A 19,352-nucleotide genomic window follows, 5' to 3' on the forward strand; every position below is an offset into this window, starting at 1 on the left:
ACATGGTGGAATTGGAAAATTATAATTGGAGTTGTACATCTATTACATGATAATGAAAGGTGGATTATTGAACATGACACATGCGATGAGACTGCGCTTCCTCACTTTGAACCGGTAATTGAATACGTTCAAAGGCTCTGACCGTTGGTTCAGAGTAAACGGGATCAGTCAGTCATTTTCAATCATTCTGACCTTATAATAATGGTTTTACTCGTTTTCCCGTTTACATTGAATCACAGGCCCTGGCCTGTGATTTTTTGTTTTTCTTATCACTTAACTGATTAGATATAGCGTTCAATACAAACTACTGGAGGTACCGCTATGATGACGTTACTGTTCTATTGATACGAGCTGGCATGATAAGCTCGTATCGATAGAAGCATGCTTCGCTATCGATACGAAATAAATCTTATTTCGGAGGTAGCGAATATGGAAAAGATATGTTTTGAATTAGAACAGGTTGAGATGACCTATTTGGATAGAGCAGTACTGAACATTGAGCGACTGGCTGTGCATCAATTAGATCGCATCGGTGTAGTAGGTGGGAATGGTCAAGGTAAAAGTACGTTATTGAAACTCATTGCAGGACAGATCCAGCCAACAGCCGGAAAGGTAAAACGGTACGCGGAGTTTGGCTATTTGGAACAGGTGGAACCTCCCCAGTCTAATGGAAATCTGGAAGTTGATGGGGCTTTACTGAGTAAATTAGCTATACCTCAACATGACCAACTAGGGAGCGGCGGAGAACAAACCCGTTTGAAACTGGCTCAAATGTTCACTCATTACCATGAAGTATTGTTACTGGATGAACCAACAACACATCTGGATCAAGAGGGCATTACATTTTTGCTGGATGAATTGCGTTATTACTATGGGGCGCTTGTGCTGATCAGTCATGATCGTGCGGTTCTGGATGAACTGGTGACCACGATCTGGGAAATCCATCAAGGTGAGGTTCGCGTATATTCCGGCAACTATAGCGAATATCAGGCACAGAAGAGGCTGGAGCGTGAACAGCAAAATCAGGCCCATGAACAGTTCTTGAAGGAGAAAAGACGATTGGAGCTGGCCGCCCGGGAAAAGATGAAGAAAGCCGAGAAAATAACGCAGGCCGGAAGCATGTCCAAGAAAGAATCCAAGGCAAAAACAAACCGTATGGTTGAAACGAAATCCAAAGGTACCAGTCAAAAAGCGGTACACCGCGCAGCTAAAGCGATTGAACAGCGGATGCAACAACTTCACGAGGTAAAAGCGGTGCAAGAGGATCGGCCTATGATCTTCCGTCAGCCAAAGACACTGGAGCTGCATAATCGATTTCCGATTATGGCAGATCGCCTTACACTTGAGGTAGAAGGCCACGTATTATTGGAGGATGTAAGTTTTCAGGTTCCTTTAAAACAAAAAATAGTGATAACCGGAGCCAATGGCAGTGGGAAAAGCACATTGCTTAACCATGTTTTTCATGCTGGAGATCACATTACAATGTCTCCAAAAGCAAAGCTCGGTTATTTTCAGCAAATGAGCTATCGTTTCACGACAAAAGAGACCGTTTTACAATTCCTGAAGAATCGTTCGCAATATGAGGAATCAGAGCTCAGAAGTGCGTTGCATGCGATGCAATTCACAGGTAATGATTTGCTAAAAGATGTTGGGACATTAAGTGGAGGGGAAGCGATTCGTCTTCAATTATGTCACTTGTTTCTTGGACAATATAACATTCTATTGTTGGATGAGCCGACGAACTTTCTTGATATGCATGCATTGGAAGCGTTGGAGCGTTTTATCAAGGCCTATGAAGGAACGATTCTGTATGTATCTCATGATCTGAGGTTTATTGAAAATACAGCGGATCAACAATTTCAGATTACAGAGCGTCAATTAATTCAGGTGAATATATAAGTTGAACTAAAGAATATTAACACTGGACACTCTTATAACAGAACAATCTTCGAGGAAGAGAAGTAACGAAAACCGCCAAAGTGATTTTGGCGGTTTCGTCGTTTTCAAAGATAGGCAGATTAGTTAGCTTATGTAGCTTCTATTAAGAATCCGCCTTTATAACCGTGGAATGCATGTTACCTGTGAGACGTTGAGGTGGGAAAACCATGCGCACGGGCGCAATGATGATGGCAGCAAATACAGCCTTGATCAGATCCCCAATTATGTAAGGATAAAACCCTTGAATCATGGCCTCAGGTAGATCCATTTTATATGCATAGGCAAGCCAAGGGACCCCAGATACATACACGAGCAGTGAACCAAACAGTTCAAATATGATAAAAGCGAGAATGAATCCTGTGACACCTTTGATGTTGATTCGTGCAAGTAGCAATCCAATCAATAATGCGGAGATCGGCCACATCATCACATATCCCCCGGTAGGTCCAAGAAGCACCGCAAGTCCTCCGGTCCCGTGCAGTAAGGGGAAACCAAGAGAGGTGAGCAGAACAACCATGGTAACGCTTAGAAAGCCATAAAGTGGACCAAGTAACCCTCCAGCCAGCATGACAGCCAAAGTCTGTAATGTTATCGGTACAGGGGAGAAGCCAATGGGAATGCTTATGTAACCAAAAAGCACTAAAATTGCGGCCATAAGTGCGCTAAATACAATGCCTCGCAAAGATAATTTCATGTTTGAACAATCCTCTCCATTTTGTTAATATAATTGTTAACCAATTTAAAATACGTGGTTAACGATTAGGATCGTACCACATAACAATAGAAAGGGAAAGGACTAATTTACAATGCAAGGCAACCTGCCAATAATGATATTAGAAGATGTTAGAGTGCATTATGCTTCCGAAGGTGGTCAGGTGAGGAAAGCGCTGGATGGGGCCTCACTTACACTGCATCAAGGGGAATGGATTAGTATTGTAGGGGCGAATGGCAGTGGGAAAAGTACGCTCGCTGGACTACTGATTGGATTCACTCCGCTCTCGGGAGGGGTGCGGAATATCTCGGATGAACTAACCGTTCGGGGTGTATTGCAGCAACCGGATGCACAGGTACTGGGCGATACGATTGAAGAGGAGTTTCATTTTGCGTTGTCACCATTAATGAATACTGTAGAAGAACAATCGGAGCGCAGACAGGACGCATTACATACTGTAGGACTTCATTATCCGCCGGATACGGCCATCTCACAATTATCGGGTGGACAGAAACAGTTGCTTAACATCGCTGTAGCGCTCGCGGCCAAACCGGATGTATTGATTCTGGATGAACCGACAGCCATGCTTGATCCAGGGGCAAGAGACCGCATCGAGACCATCGTTCAGAAGATTACCGAGCGGGGGACAACGGTAATCTGGATAACACATCATCTGGAGGAAGCAACGCTGTGTGATCGAATTATTGCTATTGAACGGGGGCGTTGTGTGTACGACGGGGAGCCGGAGTCCTTTTTCTATAACACAGAGACGAAAGAGAAAATTACTGGAGAAAATGAGCAGCTATCCGCTTGTGATCGGTTAGGGTTAGACGCTCCGTTCACTGTAAAGACTGCGTTATTGCTCAAGCAAAAAGGCATGCTGCCAGAAGCCATGCCATTACGACCCGAGCAACTGGCTAAGGAGGTCGCACGTTGGAGATTGAATTAACCAATATACGTATAGAAGCATCGGATTCGAGCAAACGTGCACTGCTCGAAGATGTAACTGTTCACTTGAACAGTGGGGAAATCACCTTGCTGTTGGGCTGTACGGGTTCGGGAAAAACGACATTACTACAGACACTGGCGGGCCTACAACCACCTAATGCAGGGAGCATTACCTTGGATGGTACGCCTTTCTGGCGCGAAGGGAAAGTGCCGCAGTCGATTTTATTGCAGATGGGGCTGGTATTTCAATTCCCGGAACAACAACTGTTTGCCCGGAGCATTCAGCGTGAATTCACATATTCTCTGCGTCCTTATCGACTTTCCGAGAACGAACAACAAGAGCAGATCACAAAAGCACTCAACCAATGGGACCCGCCAGTATCTCCGGAGCTGGAGCGGCGATTTCATCTGGACAGGTCGCCATTTGCTCTAAGTGGTGGAGAGAAGCGCAGGCTTGGACTTGCTCTCGGAAGTGTGACCAATCCACCATGGCTTCTGCTGGATGAGCCGAGTGCTGGGTTGGAAGCGCAAAGTGTCGGACTGTTGCTAGATGCAATGGAGCAACATCGTCTGGTAGGCGGTGGGGTCGTGGTTGCAACTCATGATCTGGATACCTTCTTGCCTTGTGCGGATCGAGTATTATTGTTGCAGGAAGGCCGTTTAATCGCTGATCTTACGCCTAGAGAACTTCACAAAAGACCTGAACTGCTGGAGCAAACAGGGATCGGACTGCCACCTTCGATGAGATTGGCACAGCAGTTCAGAGCTGCGGGTCTTGATCTGCCTTTTACCGCGATGACGCCAGAAGAGATGGCTGAAAGCATTGTTCAGTCCACGTCAGTTGAGGTGGGGATTCAGAACGGATCGAAAGAAGCATCAGCGACGGTAACGATGGAAGTCAAGAGCGATGTACTGAAGTATGAAAAAGAAGCACGGATGCTGTCGTCCATTGAAATTGAGGATGATTCAAAGCTTCTTCCGAACACATTGACTCATTCAGGCGGATTATATGGCGTTATGGACCCGCGTCTGAAATGGATTTTGTATATTTTGCTGGTCACCGCAGCTATGCTTCAACAGCGATGGCTGGGATTGACGTTAACACTGGTGCCGGTAGTAGGAGCACTTGCCGTGCTCCCGCGTCAGACTTTGGCTGGATGTATGAAGTTAATGAAGCCATTATTATTCTTTTTCATCATCTCAACGGCGTTATCTGGGACAACACTTTCAACAGAGGGAGGAGGTCTGCACTTTGGCTTTTCCCTGGGTCAGGCGGAGGGCACTTTGCTGAATGTGTATCGTTTATTTATCGTCACATTGGCAAGCCTTTGGTTTTCGTTGACGACACCTTATGGGCGAATGGTAGAAGGGCTTAACTGGGTACTCGGTATCGGTAAAAAGATCAGGTTGCCCGTAGCTTCGTTTGCTCTTGCTGTATCGTTAATCTTTCGGTTTATCCCGATGATCTGGAGTGAGTGGCAGCGATTCTCACTGATCGTTCGGGCACGTGGAAAGGCGGCTTTAAGACCAAATACCGTTCGAATTCGTGACCTGGGTCCGATGGTGATTCCCTTGTTAATGGCACTGTTCCAACGTGCAGAGGATATGACCATTGCGATGGAAATGCGTAAAGTTAGAGAGCACACTACGCTCGGAGGACGTTCATCATTATTGGTATGGTCCAAACGTGATACCTGGATTAGCATGGCTGGCCTCATTGTTTTTGTACTTTTAATATGGGTTCGCTAATTGTGATGGCGATGATTAACGTGATTAATCCGGTGATGAATAAGACGATGGATTAGAACCATAAACGCAGTGTTTTCCAAAGATCATGCATAAATGCGTTTGTCCTCGCTCACAATAAGTGGACGTTGGTCATCTGAAGTGGATCAGGAGGGATAAACGATGAAAGATAAGTTTTTGCGTGAAGAACGGCAAGAATATACCGATGTATCTACGGTGGAGTCGCAACGAAACGATATCACACTCGAAGAATTCCCGGAGGGTCCTTACGGTTCATCTTTGTTATTTGAATCTCTTGGGAAAAGTTCTCCGTGGCGGGTGGATCAGCGGTCTGCACATCGTTTTGATTATGAAAATCATGAGCTTCACGAAGGAGATATACGGGATTATCCGGGTCAGGATGTTTTCGACCAAACAGTTCCGGATAACGTGTCCAAGCCTCAATACCCGGAAGAATCGTAATGACATATGGATATAAAATAGAGCGTAGCCTCCAACAGGTTTGTCCTGTTCGGGGGCTATTTTCGTTAGTGTGATAGTAAAACAAATCTCCTCTAATTCCACATTATGGGTTATTATATTTGTAGCTTACAGTAAAAATTCGGTTGGATATACGGAGGATTCGGAATGAGAGAGATCGATTATAGTCAATATTTCTGGCAGGATGATAAGGTTAGATTGCGTGCTTTGCGTGAGGAAGATTGGGAGGATCATTATTATAACCGCTTTGATACACCTGCCCGTCGGTTATTGGAGTGTGCAGTAGAGTTGCCGCCAACCCAAGTTGAAGCGAAGAGTTTCACGGAAAACTTCTCTGATTTTTCTTTAACCAAAGGACGGATCATGTTTACAATTGTAAATATGGATGGTGAAAATGTCGGAGGTGTGAATCTGAATAGCATTGATGAAAGGAACGGTACCTTTAGCATTGGCATTCAAATTGACAGGGATCATCGGGGAAAAGGATACGGAACCAGAGCCGTTCGAATCTTGCTGAACTATGCTTTTTTCGAGCGCAGACTCAACAAATTCAATGATTATGTACTCGAAGGAAATGAACCTTCCGCAGCGATGATGAGAAAGCTTGGCTGTGTCCAGGAAGGCGTGCGTCGCCAGGTGATCTATACGGATGGAAAATACCAGGATCTGATCCTCTTTGGATTAACCAAAGATGAGTTTATGGAAAAAGAGGACCTTGTTTGAAGTAAAGCTAATAAGCTGAAATTAAGTGTGTAGTAGGAGGAACTATGAATCAATATGTACAAAACGATGAATTAATCATCAATTGCAAGGATATTTATTTGCGCGAGTATCGACTTGAGGATTTGGAGAAATTGCAGGAAATTACTTGGCAACCCGAGGTGTATGAGTCCCTACCAGGATGGAACGCTACGATTGAAGAGAGAGCCCTTTGGCTCGGCGAATATGAAATCCCTGAGAATCAGAAGTTTAAACAAGTTGTTTTGGCGGGAGAGGATATCGGAGAGTTATATTTACGTATGGCTATCGTACTCAAAGAAAATGATGAGTTCATAGGATGGTGCTGCTCAGGGATCAAGGACGAACTGCCAGCACCCAATCGGGAGATTATGTACGGTATTTCGAAAGATTTCAGAAACCGTGGCTATACAACCCAGGCAGTAAAAGGAATGACGGAGTATTTATTTGAACATACAAACGTTGAGGTGTTGAATGCCATCGCATTGATTACCAATCAAGCTTCTAATAAGGTAATACAGAAGTGTGATTTTGAACGGGGCAGCTCGATTGAGATCGAAAATGAAAAGTATAACCATTACCAACTGCGTAAGCAACAAGGTCAAGTTTAATACATTTGTCTCAAGATGAATGTATTGACGTGATGATGTCAGGGCAAAAACATAGTCCCCTGAAAATAGCTATAACATTAGCATTTCAAATCAGGTTAGACAGTTATTACTGGCTGCCTGATTTTTTTCGTCGTTTAGTCTATAGGACAAGCTTATATTAATAATTTTCTCCGCGATAATAGCGCTCCAGTTTGTTATCCAAATGAACAAGTTGCGCTTTTTTCTCCTTTATATCATTCAACAACTTTTGCTTTTGATCTTCAATCAGTTGGGTTCTTTCCTTCAGGGTGGAGGTACCTTCATTTACCTGGTCATAATACTTTTTGATGTCTTCCACACTCATCCCGGTTTCGCGAAGACATTTGATAAAAACCAGCCAGTTCAGATCATCCTCCGAATAAAGACGGTTATTCTGCTCACTTCGCGCAGCAGGTTTCAACAGTCCCTTCCTTTCGTAAAAGCGGATCGCTCCGATCGAGACCTCGACTTTTTTCGCTACTTCTCCAATGGTTAACATGTTAAACCCCTTTTATAAAAAATTTGACCTACACTAAGTGTAGCATAGTAACTTATACATTGTTAAATATAAATCAATTTAGGGAAAGAAGGATCCGCATGAAAAAGACTGTCTTTGTAACCGGAGCAAATAAAGGAATTGGATATGAAATTGTAAAGCAATTAGGTGAAGCAGGATGGAAAGTCATCCTTGGCGCACGAAGTATCGAACGGGGTGAAGCAGCTGTTTCCGAATTATCTTCCAGAGGATTAGACGTAGAATTTGTACAGATCGACATGAGTGACTTGAAAAGCATCGAGCAGGCAGCCGACACGGTTAACAAGACTTATCCCACAATAAACCTTTTGATCAATAACGCTGGTATGCCGGGTGCTTTCTCTCAGTCTTTTACGGATACCAGAGAGAAAGATCTGCGGAACGCCTTTGAAGTCAACTTTTTCGGCACCTTCCGTTTGAATCAGCGATTGTTCCCGTTAATCAAAAATAATGAAGGCACAATCATTAATGTATCAACCGACATGGCTTCTCTGGACCATATGCAAAATGCGGAATTTACGTTAAATGCCTTCGATTATAACTCATCCAAAACGGCCAACAGCGCCATGACACTTTCGATGGCTTATGAAGTGAAAAACAGCAGGGCTCAAGTCTTTGCGGTAACGCCCGGATTCACATCAACCGATCTTAACGGCAATGCCGAAGGCGGTAAATCAAAAGAAGCCGGCGCTGCAATTATCGTGGGCTATGCGACGGATGGTAAACGCCATAACGGAGAATTCCTTGATGAAAATGGCGTATACCCTTGGTAATCCAACGTTGCCAAAAGTAACAATAGATCGAGATGCATTTTAGAGCGTGTATCTTCAAACTCAAACTCATATTCAAATTTACGGAAGCTATACGATGATGGATACCAAGGCCTCAAAAGTCTTGAGGTCCAAGATGGCTGATCTTGACGAATACCTAGACGATTTTCTAACGAACAGAGGACGTCTTATTCGGCCTTTAGGTATGCTTCTGCAATTGTAAGAGAACATCAGACACGCTTTTTTCGAAAACTTCCTGACAAAAACGCTGTACGCAGGTGTTTGTTCTAATATAACGGGGCTCAGGTTCATTAGATCTCTGCGGACGCTCCAAGTCCTTGAATAAGACGTCTCAGATTCGTTAGCCTGAAAGCCTGAGCCAATGGGGCTACCACTCTACTAATCGGATACAAAAAGAATCCCCCTTTCATTTCTCAACCGAAATGAGAGGGGGATTCGTCATGCAATGAAAAGGCGGAATGAAGATGGAAGAAAAGCAGCATTTGGAGAGCTTGCCTATATCTTGCGAAATGATCAAGTAGATCTTACGTAGAGCTGCTTGTAGCCAACTTATAGCAACTTGCAGCCGAAGCTCAGTCTAGACATCAGCCTTATACAGTGGCATCAATATCATAAATTCCGTTCCCAAGCCTAACTGACTTCGTACTGTAATCTTCCCACCATACGACTCCACAATCGAGCGGGTAATGGCGAGACCGAGACCTGCGCCCCCTTGTTTTCGCGAACGAGAAGTGCTTGTGCGGTAAAATCGCTCAAAGATATGGGGCAGATGTTCAGGTTCAATGCCCATGCCGTTATCCTTTACGGACAATTCAGCCTTATGGTGCGTGGCATATAACGTTATGGAGATGGCCCCATGCTCTGGATCGGTGTGCTGCACCGCATTATGGAACAGATTCAGCACAACCTGCTTCAGCTTATAAGGATCAGCCAGAACATGGACCGCAGCCGTCAGGTCGAGATGAATGGACCTCCGCTGAGCCATCATGGTCAGTTGTGGTTGCATTTCGAGTAACAGACTGTCCAGCTGAATTACTTCCTGTTCCTGCTTTGGAGCCTGATCCAGCTTGGTTAGTAACAATAAATCTTCGACCAATTTGTTAATTCGCACCGATTCGCCGTGCATGCTGTCTAGCGCTTTATATAGTTGATCTTGATTGGTAGCTGCACCCCGCTGCAGAACTTCAATAAATCCATGAATGGAGGTCAGAGGGGTACGCAGCTCATGAGAAGCATCGGACAAGAAACGCTGCATCTGATCTTTCGATTCCCGCTCCGCTTCAAACGAGTTCTCGAGCCTCTCAAGCATGCCATTGAATGAAAGTGCGAGCTGGTCCACTTCTTCTTGTCCCTGAACGACGGGAAGGCGATCTGCGAGACTTCCTGCATCGATCTGCTGTACTTTATTCACCATGTTAGACAGGGGAACGAGCGTCCGGCGTAATACCTTGGTGTACAGAATAAGACCGGCTACCATGGCTAACAGCGATAACATGATGAAGATCAGAAGTTGTTTAATAATCAGATCTCTCAGTGGTTTCGTAGCCGTACCCATCTGGACCATCGGTAAGCCGCGATTGCGCGGACCTGGTGAGGCGAAGACAATCAATTGCTCCTTCCCTTGGCTATCCGTTACGATCCGGTAGGGAATATGTTTTTGTTCTTTTAACTCATTTGTAATGTCCTGATATTCAGCGGTTGAGAGATGAGGGGCGTTCAGACCGTCTTCCCCAAAAACATCCTCGAACGTACCTTGGTTATCAAACAGAGCAAGTGAACGGTCAGGAATAAACAATACCCGATTGCCAGACCCGTTACCTGCCTGTCCACCGAAAGGGTTGTTGGAAGAGCCGCTACGTGACTGGATTCCGAGCCAAACCGGGGGCATGGACATGAGCTGTTCTTCCATGGTTTTTGCCTGATTCCGGTAGAGAAAACTTTCCATGATCCAGAATTGCAGAATACCGATTAACAATAACAGCCCGGCAAGCACGAACAGAGAACGTGAGAGCAATTGCGAACGCAGGGAACGCGGCCAAATCCATTGCTGAAGACGTCCTAAACGAAGTTTATTTTTCTTAGGCAGCGAATTCATCAGAGATCTACCCTGTACCCGACACCCCGAAGTGTGCGAATGAGTCTATGCTCTTTATCCCCGAGTTTGTCACGCAAGGAGCGGACGTATACCTCTACAATATTTTCTTCCCCGCCAAAATCATACCCCCACACACGGCTCAGAATGGTCGCTTTGCTGAGTACAATCCCATGATTAAGCACAATAAATTTTAACAGTTCGTATTCGGTAGGAGATAACTCCAGGACCTGATCCTGATAGGTGATTTCTTTGCGCTGATCATCAATTCGGAATGGGCCATGAGTGACGGCTCCTATTAATAAAGGAAATTGATTACGTAGTCTGGCCTGAATCCGGGCGAGCAGCTCGTCGAAGGCAAAGGGCTTGATCATGTAATCGTCAGCCCCGAGCCACAAGCCCTTAACCCGATTCTCGACTTCGTCCTTCGCTGTCAGCATAATCACGCCAACCTGGGCTCCGGTCTTACGCAGACGCTCGACCACTTCGAAACCATCCATCTCTGGCATCATGACATCCAGAATAGCCATATGTGGTCTGAATTCAAGCGCCAACTCAAGTGCAGCTGCTCCATCGGGTGCTGTACGCACATCGAAGCCTTCATTACTTAATCCAAGCTCCAGAAATTGCAAAATATGTGGTTCATCATCAGCCAATAGTATTTTAATTCCGCTGCTAAGCTTCATAATGTACGTTCTCTCCTTGCTTGATCCATCTAGATTTCTCCCTCACTTCGAAGGACTGTATGTAGTATTATCGCTTGCCAAACTGAAATTTAGCTGAAAGGATTGGGAATTATCCTCAGACAACATTCAGCGGGCACTCATCCCAGCTTTATTTTGGCATGTCACAATACTAGACATGAAGAACTAATAAGGAGTGAGTAACCTTGAATAACACCAAAAGAAGGATGGATCTTGTCCTTCTACCGATTGTATTACTGGCGGCATTTCTGAATGGGTACGGTATCTGGAACGATCAATATGCCAATTCCTATTATACGACCGCCGTCGGCAGTATGCTCAGCAACTTCCATAACTTTTTCTATGCATCACTCGACTCGGCAGGCTCGGTAACTGTTGACAAACCACCTGTTGTCTTCTGGATCCAGACGGCCTTTGCCTATGTATTCGGATTGCACGGATGGAGTGTTATTTTGCCTCAAGTATTAGCGGGAATCGGTTCGGTACTCCTGATCTATTTCATGGTGAAACCTACATATGGTCTTGCAGCAGCACGAATCTCGGCATTTACGATGGCGACTGTGCCTGTCGTGGCCGCAGTCAGCCGGACCAACAATATTGACAGCATGCTGGTGTTTACGCTGATGCTGGGTTCATGGTTTTTGTTCAAAGGTAGCAAACAAGGCAGTGCTTGGCGTATTCTGGTTGCCTTTGGATTAATAGGCTTAGCCTTTAATATGAAAATGCTTCAAGCCTACATGATTCTCCCGGCGTTTTACTTGTTCTATCTGCTCGCATTTCAGGCGAAGTGGAGAAGGAAGATCATCCTGCTGATCGGCAGCACAGCGGTTCTGGCGGTGGTTTCCTTATCCTGGGCGGTCACTGTGGATTCTATACCCGAAGACGAGCGGCCTTATATCGGCAGCAGTGAAACAAACTCGGTCATGGAACTGGCATTTGGATATAATGGCCTGTCCCGTCTAACGGGTCAGCAGAACACAGCAGGTAACGCGGGGATGCCGAACGCTGCTGGACAGGGCAATAATCGTGGCAATCGAGGGGATTCGACTTCTGCTCCTAATCAGACGGGTAGTGGTGCCCCTGGCACGGGGCAAGATGTCAATGCATCGGATAACGATAATATGAATGGTTCGAACGGCATGAATGCCATGGGCGGTATGAATGGGCCGAATGGCAATTTCCCGAATGGGCAGATGCCGAATGATATGGAAATGCCAAACGGAAGAAATTTCGGCGGTAATGGTGGCGGAGGCATGGGAGGAATGTTTGGTACGGGGGAGAAAGGTCCACTGCGTCTGTTCCAGACTGAACTGTCAGGTCAAGCCAGCTGGCTTCTGCCAGTTGTATTGCTTGGATGCATTGCCATATTTGCAGGGTTAAGACGGAGAAATATTACGAACAAGCACAAGGAGGCTTTATTTTGGCTGGCCTGGCTGCTTACTGTTGCTGCCTTTTTCAGTGTGGCAGGTTTCTTCCATCAATATTATCTGATTATGCTTGCACCTCCAATTGCGGCGCTGACTGGCGCAGGATATGTAGCTATGTGGAAGTTATATCGTGAACGAATTGGCTGGCAGGCCTGGTTGCTTCCGGTGTCCGTGCTGCTAACGACCTTGTTCGGCTGGTACATCATGCAGGTGTATAACGATACGATTGGTGTAGGCTGGTCCATTAGTGAATTAATCGCAGGCATTCTGGTCACGGTCATCCTGGTCGTTATGCTGCGTCGTACACATCGTTGGAAACAGGGCTTCATTGTCGCAGGATTCGTGGTCATGCTGATTGGTCCAATCTATTGGGCATTCACCCCAATTACTTATGGTGGTAACAGTATGATTCCTGCAGCAGGACCTACTGGTTCCAATAGCATGTTTGGTGGAGCAGGAATGGGCATGACGATGGGTAACGGTGCAGAAGGAACAGAAATGCCTTCAACGGGTGGACGCGGCGGAATGGGCAACCGTAACGAAGAAGTCGATATAGCTACACTGAATTATCTGAAAGAGCACAATACAGGCGAAACCTATCTCTTCGCGACAACAGACTATAATCAGGCAGCGCCTTATATCATCGATGAAAGAGCAGCGGTCATTACGCTCGGAGGTTTCTCCGGGTCAGACCCGGTGTACACAACGGAGGAACTGGAACAACTCGTCAAGAGTGGTCAAGTGAAGTACTTCATGGTTGGTGGCATGGGTGGACGTGGAGGGAACTCGGATATTAGCGATTGGATCAAGGAACACGGAACCGAGATTCCAACGTCAGAATGGAAGACAGGTACCGACAGCGGATCCATGGATAACGGTGACACGGAGAATGAAGCTGGACTTGGATTTGGATTCGGGTTCGGATTTGGCGGACAGACCACCTTGTACGAAGTGAAATTGTAGCTATATAAATTGAACTTATCATTTACACAATAACGGAGAGGACAGAAAAACCTGAAAAAGCGAAGCGTTCGCCTTTATCTCCGGATTTTCCCTTAGGAAAAGGGAATCAAAAAAATCTGGGGATAACAGCGATTGGAAGGTTGGTCTGTCATCGAAGTGTGCAGTGTAAATATTTTTTAGTTCAATTTGTATAGAATAAAAATCTCGAACGAAGTCCATTGGAAAAGGGAGGGGACAAACATGGCTCACGAGTACCGATACAGCATTATTATTCCCATGTATAACGAGGAAGCGGTGATCGAGGAGACTTATCGGCGTCTGAAGAAGGTCATGGGCGGCACAGGAGAGAGTTATGAACTGTTGTTTGTCAATGATGGCAGCGTGGATCGAAGTGCACAGATGATCCGTGATTACGCACGTTGGGACGAGAGTGTGAAACTGATTGATTTTGCCCGTAACTTCGGACATCAGATTGCGATAACAGCGGGCATGGATTATGCAGCGGGGGATGCGGTCGTTATTATTGATGCGGATCTTCAGGACCCTCCCGAACTGATACTGGATATGATCGTCAAGTGGAAAGAGGGCTATGAAGTGGTGTATGCCCGTCGCACCAGACGCAGTGGGGAAACCCGCTTCAAGAAATGGTCGGCAAGCCTGTTCTACCGTGTACTGCGTGCGTCGACGGATACGGATATTCCGGTGGACACCGGAGATTTTCGCCTGATTGACCGCAAAGTATGTGATGAGATGAAACGTCTTCCGGAGAAAAACCGGTTCGTGCGCGGGCTGGTCAGTTGGGTTGGATTCCGTCAGACTGCCATTGAATACGAACGTGATGAACGTCTGGCGGGTGAAACGAAATATCCGCTGAAACGCATGCTGAAGCTGAGCCTGGATGGCATTACTTCATTTTCGCATAAACCGCTCAAGCTCGCAGGTTATGTAGGTGCGATCCTGTCGGTAGGCGGGTTCATCTATATGTTAACGGTGATTGGTTCGGCGATCTTTACGGATTCAACCATTAAAGGATGGCCATCCATTGTTAGTATCATGCTGATGTTTAACGGATTCATCCTGATCATGCTGGGCATTCTGGGCGAGTACGTTGGCCGAATCTATGATGAGACCAAGGCACGTCCGCTATACATTGTGAGAGACGTGGTTCAGGCCGAGGGCCAGCAAGCTCAATCCCGATTGACAGCCCGAGTCGCTCACCATGACTAATCGTCTGGTCACACTCTTCAAGTTCGGAATTGTGGGTGTCGCGAATACGACAGTGGATGCAGTGATGTTTGCCTTGCTCGCAGTGATCGGTGTACCGCTTCTGATTGCCCAGGTAATCTCGTACAGCTGTGGTGTTGCGAACAGTTATTGGCTGAACGGCAGGTGGACTTTTCGAGATGCGGCAAGAGAGGGCAACGAAAGAGCGAAACTTATTCGTTTTCTAATCACCAATCTCGTCGTTCTCGTTTTATCCGCCCAGATTCTGATGTCTTTACACAACATGCTAGGTTGGAGTCTTGTGATGAGCAAGACCCTGACAACCTTGATGGGAATGGTTCTGAACTATATGGCTAGCAGATATTGGGTGTTTCGTTTAGCTATCAAATGAAAGGAGTGTATGATGAGATGCGAATTAAAAAAGCAGTTATTCCGGCAGCGGGTCTCGGAACCCGTTTCCTGCCAGCGACAAAAGCACAGCCAAAAGAGATGTTACCGATTGTGGACAAACCGGCCATCCAATACATCGTTGAAGAAGCGGTGCAGTCAGGCATTGAGAATATCCTCATTGTGACCGGACGCAACAAAAAATCCATAGAGGATCATTTTGATAAATCGGTTGAACTTGAACATTCTTTATATGCCAAGGGCAAACAGTCCTTATTGGAAGAGGTGCAGGCCATCAGCGAGATGGCAAATATTCATTTTATTCGTCAAAAGGAACCGCTTGGACTGGGGCATGCCATTGGGTGTGCACGGCAATTTGTAGGGGATGATGCCTTCGCTGTATTGCTCGGAGATGACATTATGGTGTCTGATCCGCCTGCACTTGCACAGATGGTGCATCTCTACGAAAAGACAGGCAACCAGATCATCGGTGTCCGTCAGGTAGACGCGGCAAATGTGAGCAAATATGGCATTATTGATTCGAATGGGGTAGAGGACCGGGTTCACCGGGTCACCAATCTGGTCGAAAAACCTTCTCTTGCAGAAGCGCCATCCCGAACAGCTGTAATGGGACGATACATTCTGAAACCTTCCATCTTTCCCATTCTGAATCAGATCGAGAGAGGGGCTGGAGGGGAATATCAGTTAACGGATGCTTTGAAAGAAGTAAGTCAGACGGAGGAACTATTGGCGCTTGAACTGGAAGGACGTCGCTACGATATAGGCGATCAATTCGGATATATTCAGGCAATCTTGGAGATTGGACTGATGCGCAAGGAATTACAGCCCATGCTGACACCTTATCTTCAGAAGCTTGTAACCCAGTGGGCATAGGGATTGATATGTAGCTTCCAGTAACGCTACAATTAGCAAGAAGTTCAAGTTGCTCTTTGAGGAGTGAGGAATCATGAATGAATCTATCATCAGGGACCTTATTAAGTATATGGACGTGGAGGACAACGCCGCCATTCAGTACATCCAGACCGAGCATCGGATGAGGCTGGGACTCTTTTGGGGAATACAGAAAGGTAGCCGCGTTCTGGAAATCGGATGTGGTCAGGGAGATACAACGGCCGTGCTTGCACATCTGGTGGGGGAGCACGGGTACGTTCATGGTGTAGATATTGCAGCAGAGGATTATGGTGCACCGCTGACCGTAGGGGAAGCGGCAACCAAGCTTCGGAAATCTCCGCTGGGTGACCGAATTCGAATGGATTATGATTTCGATATTCTAAGTGATCAGGTTCAATTCGCCGAGAATGAGTTTGATGTTATCGTACTTTCCCATTGTTCTTGGTACTTGAAATCGTTTGACGAACTCGCCCAGATTCTTACCAAGGTTAGGACGTGGGGACATCAGTTATGTTTCGCTGAATGGGATGCACGAGTTACAGATGTGAGCCAGCTCTCACATTGGTTATCCGTTCTAATTCAATCCCAGGTCGAATGTTACAAGGAGAACAGCTTCTCCAATGTGCGCACGCTCTTTACACCGTTGGATATCCAAGAGCTTGTCTCTGCGGCGGGCTGGACGATTAAGGAAGAGACTTCGATCCATTCTCCCGAGCTGCAGGACGGTCGCTGGGAAACCGAAATGACACTGGCAGAAGCGCCTGTGGAACTGCAAATGCTTCCGATCCCGGACAAAGTGAAAACACTTCTTCTTTCCGAACTGAAATTACTTAGGACACATCATGTCTCGGGGCCTGGGAGTCCACTGGGAACATATGCGATTGTTGCTAAAAAGCAGTAAAGAAATAGCCATTTGCAGCAAATTTTAAAAAATGTGTTTACTTCACGATGGTAATTTTGATATTATAATCGCAATATCAAATGCGACGAAGAGACGAGTAGATAAAAGTCATTCTTTCAAAGAGAGCTCCGGCAGCTGAAAAGGAGTAAAGAATCTTTTATTGAATAAAGACTCAGAGCAGCACATCGGAACTTAGCATTAAGGGATGGTGTGACAGGAGCTCCTGTTACAGAGCTAGAGTATGAACGGTCTACAGCTAGCAACATGGTTGTAATCCTTTACTTGAAGAGGCGGATATGGTGACATATTGGCGAATCTGGGTGGTACCACGAGAATTCAATCTCGTCCCTGAGACTATTGTCTTGGGGATGGGATTTTTTTGGTTTTTCCGAGGCTGTGATTACACGCTTTGGAATTGCCTGAATAGTGTTAATTAAGGAGTCCATTTCATAATACGTTTTTAGTGAGTTATGATATTGATTCAAGAGAAGAATCACTCAAACCGAAAGGAAATGATGATTGAATGTCAGCAAAATTGAAAGTCGGTATCGTCGGAGGAACGGGAATGGTAGGTCAGCGTTTTGTGGACCTGCTCGATCAACATCCATGGTTTGAAGTAACAGCAATTTCTGCAAGCGCCAATTCGGCAGGTAAAACATATGAAGAATCCGTACAAGGCAGATGGAAACTGGCAGTTCCTATTCCGGAAGCTGTGAAGAAAATCGTTGTTCAGGATGCTTCCCAGGTAGAGGCTTTTGCCAGCCAAGTTGATTTTATTTTCTGCGCGGTTGATATGAAAAAGAATGAGATTCAAGCGCTCGAAGAAGCTTACGCTAGAACAGGAACCCCTGTCGTGTCTAACAACTCGGCTCATCGCTGGACGGCTGATGTACCTATGGTTATCCCTGAGATTAACCCGGGACATCTGGACGTGATTGAAGCTCAACGCAAACGTCTGGGTACGAAAACCGGATTCATTGCAGTGAAACCTAACTGCTCGATTCAGAGCTATGTGCCAGCACTGCACGCCTTGCGTGATTTCAACCCGACTCAGGTTGTCGCTTCCACGTATCAAGCAATCTCTGGTGCAGGTAAAAACTTTACGGACTGGCCTGATATGCTCGATAATGTCATTCCATACATCGGTGGCGAAGAAGAGAAGAGTGAGCAGGAACCACTGCGGATCTGGGGTAGCATCGAAAACAATCAGATCGTCAAAGCATCGGCTCCATTAATTACAACACAATGTATTCGTGTTCCTGTAACGGATGGGCATCTGGCTACCGTGTTTGTAAACTTCGAGAAAAAACCAAGCAAAGACGAAATTCTGGAGCGTTGGTTGCAGTTCAAAGGCCGTCCACAGGAGCTGGCTCTGCCAAGCGCACCGAAACAATTCATTACGTATTTTGAAGAAGAAAACAGACCACAGACGAAACTGGATCGTGACATCGAACGCGGAATGGGTGTCTCCACAGGCCGACTTCGCGAAGATTCACTCTATGATTACAAATTCGTGGGATTGTCCCACAACACGTTGCGTGGAGCAGCAGGTGGTGCGGTTCTAATCGCAGAACTGCTCAAAGCTGAAGGATATATTCAGCCGAAATAAGCATGAAAGATTTATGAGCAGCAACAGATTTCTGAAAAAAATGATTAAATGAAAACCATCACTCGTTGATGGTTTTTTTCTATTGTGGACCCAACATTGGTAAGTGAAGCAGGTTCACTTATGCGGCGATTCAGGGGTTTATTATATTAATTTTTATATGGAAAATATTACATTGTAAAATCATGAGATTTCAGTTATTTTATTAACGGCAAACGTTTCTTCTCTAATTTAGAAGGACATTGTCTTAGCAGGTAGCTATTATATAGACGAAGAAAGGAGGACTTTATTATTATGCAAGCAGCTCCTAATCAAGCCGTACATAAACCAGGACCACAGCCAGTTAGTTTTGGTAGTTGGATGCTCACGTTATTGCTTTTGGCTATTCCACTTGTTAACATCATCATGTTGTTTGTGTGGGCGTTTGGTAATTCCAACCCTTCCAAAGCAAATTACGCAAAAGCATCATTGTTGTGGTTAGCCATCGGAATTGTGTTTTACATTCTTATCTTAGCTTTAGGTTTAACAGCAGCATTTTCAGGAACGGATTACTAGGTTTACGAAACGTAGCAGTATCGTAGCATTATAGTAATAATAGCAACACAAATCAAAACGCCGA

18 protein-coding genes and 1 other annotated feature are annotated in these 19,352 nt (G+C 45.7%); of the genes, 14 read left to right on the top strand and 4 right to left on the bottom strand.

What is annotated here, in order from left to right; genetic code table 11:
• Positions 1–429 precede the first annotated feature (429 nt).
• Positions 430–1,899, top strand: coding sequence for an ABC-F type ribosomal protection protein (gene abc-f, locus MHI06_RS13385; RefSeq protein ID WP_340401791.1), 1,470 nt, complete (start codon positions 430–432; stop codon positions 1,897–1,899).
• 142 nt (positions 1,900–2,041) lie between these two features.
• Here abc-f and MHI06_RS13390 read toward each other — a convergent pair whose 3' ends face one another.
• Positions 2,042–2,632 carry a biotin transporter BioY gene (locus MHI06_RS13390; protein WP_340401792.1) on the bottom strand — a complete coding sequence of 197 codons (591 nt, stop codon included), beginning with the start codon at positions 2,630–2,632 and terminating at the stop codon, positions 2,042–2,044.
• Positions 2,633–2,786: 154 nt separating this feature from the next.
• On the opposite strand from MHI06_RS13390, the gene MHI06_RS13395 reads away from it, so the two are divergent.
• The 5 genes from MHI06_RS13395 to MHI06_RS13415 all read left to right on the top strand — a co-directional run bounded on the left by MHI06_RS13395 (position 2,787) and on the right by MHI06_RS13415 (position 7,173).
• Positions 2,787–3,599 (top strand): ATP-binding cassette domain-containing protein, encoded by an 813-nt coding sequence (locus tag MHI06_RS13395; protein WP_340401793.1) that lies wholly within the window; start codon positions 2,787–2,789, stop codon positions 3,597–3,599.
• Positions 3,584–5,347 (top strand): ATP-binding cassette domain-containing protein, encoded by a 1,764-nt coding sequence (locus MHI06_RS13400; protein WP_340401794.1) that lies wholly within the window; start codon positions 3,584–3,586, stop codon positions 5,345–5,347. The genes MHI06_RS13395 and MHI06_RS13400 overlap by 16 nt, the downstream gene beginning before the upstream one ends.
• Positions 5,348–5,506: 159 nt before the next feature.
• Positions 5,507–5,806 (top strand): hypothetical protein, encoded by a 300-nt coding sequence (locus tag MHI06_RS13405; RefSeq protein WP_340401795.1) that lies wholly within the window; start codon positions 5,507–5,509, stop codon positions 5,804–5,806.
• 165 nt (positions 5,807–5,971) lie between these two features.
• Complete coding sequence (locus tag MHI06_RS13410; RefSeq protein WP_340401796.1) at positions 5,972–6,547, top strand: GNAT family protein; 576 nt, start codon at positions 5,972–5,974, stop codon at positions 6,545–6,547.
• Between the two features lie 44 nt (positions 6,548–6,591).
• Positions 6,592–7,173 (top strand): GNAT family N-acetyltransferase, encoded by a 582-nt coding sequence (locus MHI06_RS13415; RefSeq protein WP_340401797.1) that lies wholly within the window; start codon positions 6,592–6,594, stop codon positions 7,171–7,173.
• A gap of 157 nt (positions 7,174–7,330) precedes the next feature.
• Here MHI06_RS13415 and MHI06_RS13420 read toward each other — a convergent pair whose 3' ends face one another.
• Positions 7,331–7,690, bottom strand: a complete 360-nt coding sequence (locus MHI06_RS13420; protein ID WP_340401798.1) for a MerR family transcriptional regulator — start codon at positions 7,688–7,690, stop codon at positions 7,331–7,333.
• Positions 7,691–7,788: 98 nt separating this feature from the next.
• Here MHI06_RS13420 and MHI06_RS13425 point away from each other — a divergent pair, with 98 nt between their 5' ends.
• The gene (locus MHI06_RS13425; protein WP_340401799.1) at positions 7,789–8,499 is read left to right on the top strand and encodes an SDR family NAD(P)-dependent oxidoreductase; all 711 of its coding nucleotides are present in this window, start codon (positions 7,789–7,791) and stop codon (positions 8,497–8,499) included.
• 595 nt (positions 8,500–9,094) lie between these two features.
• Here MHI06_RS13425 and MHI06_RS13430 read toward each other — a convergent pair.
• Together MHI06_RS13430 and MHI06_RS13435 are read right to left on the bottom strand one after the other, a co-directional pair.
• Positions 9,095–10,612 carry an ATP-binding protein gene (locus MHI06_RS13430; protein WP_340401800.1) on the bottom strand — a complete coding sequence of 506 codons (1,518 nt, stop codon included), beginning with the start codon at positions 10,610–10,612 and terminating at the stop codon, positions 9,095–9,097.
• Positions 10,612–11,295, bottom strand: coding sequence for a response regulator transcription factor (locus MHI06_RS13435; RefSeq protein ID WP_062834175.1), 684 nt, complete (start codon positions 11,293–11,295; stop codon positions 10,612–10,614). The genes MHI06_RS13430 and MHI06_RS13435 overlap by 1 nt, the downstream gene beginning before the upstream one ends.
• Positions 11,296–11,519: 224 nt before the next feature.
• On the opposite strand from MHI06_RS13435, the gene MHI06_RS13440 reads away from it, so the two are divergent.
• The 7 genes from MHI06_RS13440 to MHI06_RS13470 all read left to right on the top strand — a co-directional run bounded on the left by MHI06_RS13440 (position 11,520) and on the right by MHI06_RS13470 (position 19,288).
• Complete coding sequence (locus MHI06_RS13440; RefSeq protein WP_340402109.1) at positions 11,520–13,703, top strand: glycosyltransferase family 39 protein; 2,184 nt, start codon at positions 11,520–11,522, stop codon at positions 13,701–13,703.
• Between the two features lie 240 nt (positions 13,704–13,943).
• Positions 13,944–14,930 carry a glycosyltransferase family 2 protein gene (locus MHI06_RS13445; protein WP_340401801.1) on the top strand — a complete coding sequence of 329 codons (987 nt, stop codon included), beginning with the start codon at positions 13,944–13,946 and terminating at the stop codon, positions 14,928–14,930.
• The gene (locus tag MHI06_RS13450) at positions 14,923–15,318 is read left to right on the top strand and encodes a GtrA family protein (protein WP_340401802.1); all 396 of its coding nucleotides are present in this window, start codon (positions 14,923–14,925) and stop codon (positions 15,316–15,318) included. The genes MHI06_RS13445 and MHI06_RS13450 overlap by 8 nt, the downstream gene beginning before the upstream one ends.
• 17 nt (positions 15,319–15,335) lie before the next feature.
• On the top strand, positions 15,336–16,208 hold the full coding sequence (gene galU / locus MHI06_RS13455; RefSeq protein ID WP_340401803.1) for a UTP--glucose-1-phosphate uridylyltransferase GalU: 873 nt from the start codon (positions 15,336–15,338) through the stop codon (positions 16,206–16,208).
• Positions 16,209–16,281: 73 nt separating this feature from the next.
• The gene (locus MHI06_RS13460; RefSeq protein ID WP_340401804.1) at positions 16,282–17,127 is read left to right on the top strand and encodes a class I SAM-dependent methyltransferase; all 846 of its coding nucleotides are present in this window, start codon (positions 16,282–16,284) and stop codon (positions 17,125–17,127) included.
• A 76-nt stretch (positions 17,128–17,203) separates the two neighbouring features.
• Positions 17,204–17,480: a binding site (T-box leader), on the top strand.
• Positions 17,481–17,650: 170 nt separating this feature from the next.
• Positions 17,651–18,736, top strand: a complete 1,086-nt coding sequence (asd, locus tag MHI06_RS13465; RefSeq protein ID WP_340401805.1) for an aspartate-semialdehyde dehydrogenase — start codon at positions 17,651–17,653, stop codon at positions 18,734–18,736.
• 291 nt (positions 18,737–19,027) lie between these two features.
• A complete protein-coding gene (locus tag MHI06_RS13470; RefSeq protein ID WP_340401806.1) occupies positions 19,028–19,288 on the top strand; it encodes a hypothetical protein in 261 nt (86 codons plus the stop codon).
• Positions 19,289–19,352: the final 64 nt, after the last annotated feature.

The sequence above is a fragment of the Paenibacillus sp. FSL H8-0079 genome, from assembly GCF_037991315.1.
GTDB lineage: Bacteria > Bacillota > Bacilli > Paenibacillales > Paenibacillaceae > Paenibacillus.